The organism is Hamadaea sp. (assembly GCF_013362815.1).
Taxonomy (GTDB): Bacteria; Actinomycetota; Actinomycetes; order Mycobacteriales; family Micromonosporaceae; genus Hamadaea.
In genome coordinates this window covers 1-6,205 of the sequence record NZ_JABFVK010000118.1, presented here as the reverse complement: position 1 = coordinate 6,205, position 6,205 = coordinate 1, and the positions used below count along the sequence as shown (strand labels likewise).

Annotated in this window: 4 protein-coding genes and 1 pseudogene; 2 read left to right on the top strand and 3 right to left on the bottom strand. The window is 68.7% G+C overall.

Features of this window, described 5'->3' with window-relative positions; translation table 11 throughout:
• From HOV77_RS34205 to HOV77_RS34195, 3 genes and pseudogenes are all read right to left on the bottom strand, one after another.
• A pseudogene (locus HOV77_RS34205) lies at positions 1-223 on the bottom strand (VOC family protein); the annotation flags it as partial.
• Positions 224-446: 223 nt separating this feature from the next.
• Positions 447-869: a hypothetical protein gene (locus tag HOV77_RS34200; RefSeq protein ID WP_290870423.1), complete on the bottom strand. Its 423-nt coding sequence runs from the start codon at positions 867-869 to the stop codon at positions 447-449.
• 68 nt (positions 870-937) lie between these two features.
• On the bottom strand, positions 938-1,528 hold the full coding sequence (locus HOV77_RS34195) for an MBL fold metallo-hydrolase (protein ID WP_290870421.1): 591 nt from the start codon (positions 1,526-1,528) through the stop codon (positions 938-940).
• Positions 1,529-1,663: 135 nt separating this feature from the next.
• Here HOV77_RS34195 and rsgA point away from each other — a divergent pair, with 135 nt between their 5' ends.
• Entirely contained in the window at positions 1,664-2,704 is a 1,041-nt protein-coding gene (rsgA, locus tag HOV77_RS34190) for a ribosome small subunit-dependent GTPase A (RefSeq protein ID WP_290870418.1), read from the top strand.
• Between the two features lie 174 nt (positions 2,705-2,878).
• Positions 2,879-5,782: an excinuclease ABC subunit UvrA gene (uvrA, locus tag HOV77_RS34185; RefSeq protein ID WP_290870415.1), complete on the top strand. Its 2,904-nt coding sequence runs from the start codon at positions 2,879-2,881 to the stop codon at positions 5,780-5,782.
• Positions 5,783-6,205: the final 423 nt, after the last annotated feature.

Genomic DNA, 6,205 nt, shown 5'->3' with positions numbered 1-6,205 from the left:
GCCGCAACGTCTCGCCCGGCAGCATGTCGGCGGCCATCAGCGTGAGGCCAGACGCTGTTTCCAGCTGGCCGTGCATGACCTGGTCGCTCATGCCGTGGTCGTCGGTGCCGAAGTCGCCGAAGTGGTTGATCGTGAGATCGCCGCCGAACACGTCCTGATAGAACGCCAGGGCGGCCGAGGCATCACCCGCGAAGCTGAGGTAGGGATTCAGTCGAGTGGTCATGGACCGACGATAGAGGGCTCATCCCACTCGAGGGTGTAGTTGCGGCCTGAACCCGCTGGACTCGAGGAGTGATCTGGCGACGTAGTTCGTCAGGTTGCGGAACCCGAGGGCGGAGCCGCGGAGGTGCTCGAGCCGGCAGACGGCATCGACCCGGCTCGACGACGCCTCGTCGGAGCCTGTACGAGCGCCGCCGTCGAGAGGATCAAAGACGGCCGCCCATGTATCACTGCGGCATGTCGGCGGTAGTCGACCCAAGCTCCGCCTCGCCGCCCTCGCCTCGTGGCGAGATCAGGACTTGCGATCCCTTGTGCTCCGCCAGGAAGGCAGCAAGCTGCCCGCGGTCGCCAGATTCAGGCGTCGGCGGATCATCGGTGCGGGCTTGGAACGCGTCGAGTATGGCCGCTTCCAGCTCGTCATCCAGGAGCGGAAGGACCCACGGATCGACCTCCACCTCGCTGAACTGCTCCGGCAGCGTCCCCCTGAGGAATAGCAGCTCGAAGACGCGTCGAGCCGGGCTGGTCGGCTCGGGATCGGCGAACGCTGTGGCGGTCAAGCCGAGACGAACGGCGGGAGCGACTTCCACGATCCGATCAAGCAGATCGGTTTCCTTGAGGTTCCACCAGCGCCTCACCTCGTCCGCCGGCACACCTTGTCATATCGCGACCAGCCAGTCGTCTTGCAGGTAACACTTGATTCGGTCTTTCCCTGTCATGGCTACCAGCCGCGGGCTCGCCACTCGGGGAGCGAAGGCCGTTCCGCGCCGAGCGTCGTCGGCTTGCCGTGACCCGGCCAGACGATGGTGGCATCGGGGAGTTTGCCGAACACCTTGGCCTCAAGATCGTCCATGAGCGACCCGAATTCGACCGGATTTGTTGTCCGCCCAGGACCCCCGGGGAAGAGGCTGTCGCCGGTGAAGAGCTGCGGCGGGTCGCCACGGTGAAGCAGCGCGATCGAGCCGGGCGTATGCCCGGCGAGGTGGATGACCTCCAACGCCACTTCGCCGACGTGGATCACGTCACCGTCGTGGACGGGGGAGGTGGGGACCGGCAGCGCGTCAGCGTCCAGCGGGTGGGCCAGCAGCCGCGCCCTGGTCTTCGCGGCGACCTCGGCCAGCGCCTGCCAGTGGTCGGCGTGGCGATGGGTGGTCACGATGGTCGCGAGGCCGCCGTCGCCGATCAGCTCGAACAGCCGGCGGGGCTCGTTCGCCGCGTCGATCAGCAGCTGCTCGCCGGTCGTCTCACAGACCAGCAGGTACGCGTTGTTGTCGCCGGGTCCGACCGAGCGGCTTTCCACCCGCAATGCCATTCGGCGAGCGTACCGACCGCACTCCTGGCGGCTCGCCCGAGAGGCTCCCCGGCGCTCGGGTGCGGGGAAATTGGGGTGCGCGGAACGTCCGGGCACTTGACCATGGACGTAATGGCTGAACAGGAAAGAAGGCAGATGAAAGCGCTGGGGTGGGACGACCACTTCGCGGCGGCGTACGCGCCGTTCGACCGGATCGACGCGCGCCCGGGCCGGGTGCTGCGGGTGGATCGCGGCGTATGCACGGTGCTGACCGCGCAAGGCGCCGACCGCGCCAGTCTCGGCGGGGGCGTCATGTCCCAGGCCGCGGCGGACGCGGTGCATCTGCCGTGCACCGGCGACTGGGTGGTGGTGCGGGACTGGCCCGACCGGCGCACCACGATCGAGGCGGTGCTGCCGCGGCGTACCCAAATCATGAGAAGGACCGCGGACAAGGCGGCGACCGGGCAGGTCCTGGCCGCGAACATGGACACGGCAGCGGTGATCGAGCCGCTGGACAGCGGCCCGGACCTGGGCCGCATCGAGCGTCTGCTGGCGCTGGCCTGGGATTCCGGGGCCGAGCCGCTGGTGGTGCTGACCAAGGCGGACGTGACGCGCTATCCCGACGCGATCGTGGACCAGGTGCGGGAGATTGCGCCGGGGGTGCAGGTGCTGGCGGTCAGCGCGGACACTGGGGCGGGCCTGGACGAGCTCCGCCCGCATATGGCCGAAGGCCGGACGACGGCGCTGCTCGGGCGGTCCGGCGCGGGCAAGTCGACGCTGGTGAACGCGCTGGCCGGGACGAGTGTGATGACCACTCAGGCGGTACGCCGGGTGGACGGAAAAGGCCGGCACACCACGACGCATCGGGCGTTGATCCTGATTCCGGGCGGCGGGGCGGTCATCGACACGCCGGGCCTACGGGGCGTCGGCCTGCTCGACGGCTCGGAGGGCCTGGTTGCGGCGTTCGCGGACGTCGACGCGCTGGCCTTGCGGTGCAAGTTCGCGGACTGTTCGCACACGACCGAGCCGGGGTGCGCCGTGCAGGCGGCGCTGGACGACGGCGAGCTGACCGGGCGCCGGTGGGCGAGCTGGCTGCGGTTGCAGCGCGAGCTGGCGTTCGAGAGCAAGCGGAAGGCGGTACGCCTCCGCGAGGAGCAGCGGGCCGCCCGGCAGCGGGCGAAGGAACGACACGCCTGAGGACAGGCGGTGGCGGGTGGCTTCGGACAGGTGTCCTAAGCCACCCGCTATTCTTTTACCCTGGTAGTGCGGGTCGGACTAATCTTTGGCTCGTTCTTGTCATACCTCCCGGATACAGTCCGCCAGCGGCGGGACTCTGCCTGCCATCAACTGTCCGATCTAGGAGCTTTAGCGGTGACTGACCGTTTGATCATTCGTGGCGCGCGTGAGCACAACCTGCGTGACGTCAGCCTGGATCTGCCGCGCGACGCGATGATCGTCTTCACCGGCTTGTCCGGGTCGGGCAAGTCGAGCCTCGCCTTCGACACGATCTTCGCCGAGGGACAGCGGCGCTACGTCGAGTCGCTTTCGAGCTACGCCCGGCAGTTCCTCGGGCAGATGGACAAGCCCGACGTCGACTTCATCGAGGGCCTGTCCCCGGCGGTCTCGATCGACCAGAAGTCGACCTCGCGCAACCCGCGGTCGACGGTCGGCACCATCACCGAGGTCTACGACTACCTTCGCCTCCTGTACGCGCGAGTGGGCGAACCGCACTGCCCCGTCTGTGGCGAGGCGATCACGAAGCAGTCCCCGCAGCAGATCGTCGACCGCGTACTGGCGATGCCGGAGGGCACGCGGTTCCAGGTGCTCGCCCCGGTCGTCCGCGGCCGGAAGGGGGAGTACCTCGACCTGTTCTCCGAGCTGCAGGCCAAGGGCTTCGCGCGGGCCCGGGTCGACGGCGTGGTGCATCCGCTGGTCGAGGCGCCGAAGCTGAAGAAGCAGGAGAAGCACACCATCGAGGTGGTGGTCGACCGGCTGTCCGTGAAGGCGAGTTCGAAGCAGCGCCTGACCGACTCGATCGAGACCGCCCTCGGCCTGGCAGCGGGCATCGTCGTGCTGGACTTCGTCGATCTCCCCGAGGACGACGAGCATCGCGAGCGGAAGTTCTCCGAGCACCTCGCCTGCCCCAACGAGCACCCCCTGGCGATCGAGGACCTGGAGCCGCGGGTCTTCTCGTTCAACGCGCCCTACGGCGCCTGCCCCGAGTGCACGGGCCTCGGCCAGAAGAAGGAGGTCGACCCGGAGCTGCTCGTCCCCGACGACGAGAAGTCGATCCGGGAAGGCGCGATCGCGCCATGGGCGAGCGGGCACACCTTCGACTACTTCATCCAGGTGCTGGGCTCGCTCGGCGAGGAGCAGGGATTCGACTTGGACACGCCCTGGCGGGCGCTGTCGGCCAAGGCGCAGAAGCTGATCCTGCACGGCGTGGAGAACCAGGTCCACGTCCGTTATCGGAACAAGTACGGGCGCGAGCGCTCCTACTACGCGGGTTACGAAGGCGTCGTACCGTGGCTGGAGCGCCGTCACGCGGACACCGAGAGCGAGTGGAGCCGCGAGAAGTACGAGGGCTACATGCGGGAAGTCCCGTGTGCGGCCTGTGGCGGCACCCGGCTCAAGCCCGAGGTGCTCGCCGTCACGATCGCGGGGCACAGCATCGCCGAGGTCTGCAACCTGTCCGTGGGTGAGGCGGCGCAACTGCTCGTCGAGCTCGAGCTGACCGACCGGCAGAAGATGATCGCCGAGCGCGTCCTCAAGGAGATCAACGCACGCCTGCAGTTCCTGCTGGACGTCGGCCTCGACTACCTGTCGCTCGACCGGCCGGCCGGCTCGCTGTCCGGCGGTGAGGCCCAGCGTATCCGGCTCGCCACGCAGATCGGCTCCGGCCTGGTCGGCGTGCTCTACGTGCTGGACGAGCCGTCGATCGGCCTGCACCAGCGGGACAACCATCGGCTCATCGAGACGCTGGTGCGCCTCCGCGGCCTGGGCAACACGCTGATCGTCGTCGAGCACGACGAGGACACGATCAAGACCGCCGACTGGGTCGTGGACATCGGACCGGGCGCGGGCGAGCACGGCGGCTACATCGTGCACTCCGGCACGTACGACGACCTGCTCAAGAACAAGAAGTCGATCACCGGTGACTTCCTCTCGGGCCGGCGGTCCATCCCGTTGCCGTCGCACCGCCGGCCGCAGACCAAGGGCCGGGACCTGACGGTCGTCGGGGCCCGCGAGCACAACCTGCGCAACGTCACGGTGTCGTTCCCGCTCGGCCAGCTGATCTCGGTCACGGGCGTCTCCGGGTCGGGCAAGTCGACGCTGGTCAACGACATCCTGCACGCGGTGCTCGCCAACCAGATCAACGGCGCTCGGCTGGTGCCCGGCCGGCATACGCGGGTCACCGGCCTCGAGCACGTGGACAAGGTGGTGGGCGTCGACCAGTCGCCGATCGGGCGTACGCCCCGGTCGAACCCCGCGACGTACACGGGGGTGTTCGACAACATCCGGAAGCTGTTCGCGGAGACGACGGAGGCGAAGGTACGCGGCTACGGCCCGGGCCGGTTCTCCTTCAACGTCAAGGGCGGGCGCTGCGAGAACTGCGCCGGCGACGGCACGATCAAGATCGAGATGAACTTCCTTCCGGACGTCTACGTCCCCTGTGAGGTCTGCAAGGGCGATCGGTACAACCGAGAGACCCTGGAGGTTCACTACAAAGGCCGGACCATCGCCGAAGTCCTGCAGATGCCGATCGAGGAGGCGTCCGGGTTCTTCGAGGCGATCCCGGCGATCCACCGGCACCTGAAGACGCTGGTGGACGTCGGTCTCGGCTACGTGCGACTCGGTCAGCCCGCGCCCACGCTGTCGGGTGGTGAAGCCCAGCGGGTGAAGCTCGCGGCCGAACTGCAGAAGCGGTCGACCGGCCGGACGGTCTACGTCCTGGACGAGCCGACCACCGGCCTGCACTTCGAGGACATCCGCAAGCTGCTGCTGGTGCTCCAGGGCCTGGTCGACAAGGGCAACACCGTGATCGTGATCGAGCACAACCTCGACGTCATCAAGAGCTCCGACTGGATCATCGACATGGGCCCCGAAGGCGGGCACCGGGGCGGCACCGTGGTCGGCGAGGGTACGCCGGAGCAGATCGCCGCGCTGCCCGAGTCGCATACCGGTGCCTTCCTGCGGCACCTTGTCGCTGAGGTGCCGGCGCAGGCTACGCCGAAGAAGCGGACTGCCGCCGGGCGGGCGAAGGCGAAGGTCTGACCGGCGCGGTTGGCCTTTCGGCGGTCGGCGGTCGGCGGTCGGCGGTCGGCGGTCGCTCGGCGGTCGCTCGGCTGTCGCGATATCCGGGGATAACGCGGCTTTGGACGCTGCGTATACCGCGTTTTCCCCGGAAAACGCGCCGAGCGTGGGTGCCATGTGCCCCCGGAAACGCGCCGAGCACGCCCCGGAAAGCGCGCCGAGCGTGGGTGCCATGTGCCCCCGGAAAGCGCGCCGAGCGCGGGTGTGTGGCGCGCGGCCCAGGGGGCGCGGGTGGCCGTGACCCTGTGACGCGCGGCTGCACCGCCAAGCGAGAGCCCGGCGCAAAACGAGCGCGTTAAGCGCCGGCGCCGAACCGCTCCCGAGCCCGGTCCCGTGCAGCCCGCCGAAGGCGGGTGAGCTCGTCGGGATCGTCGGCGAGCCGCC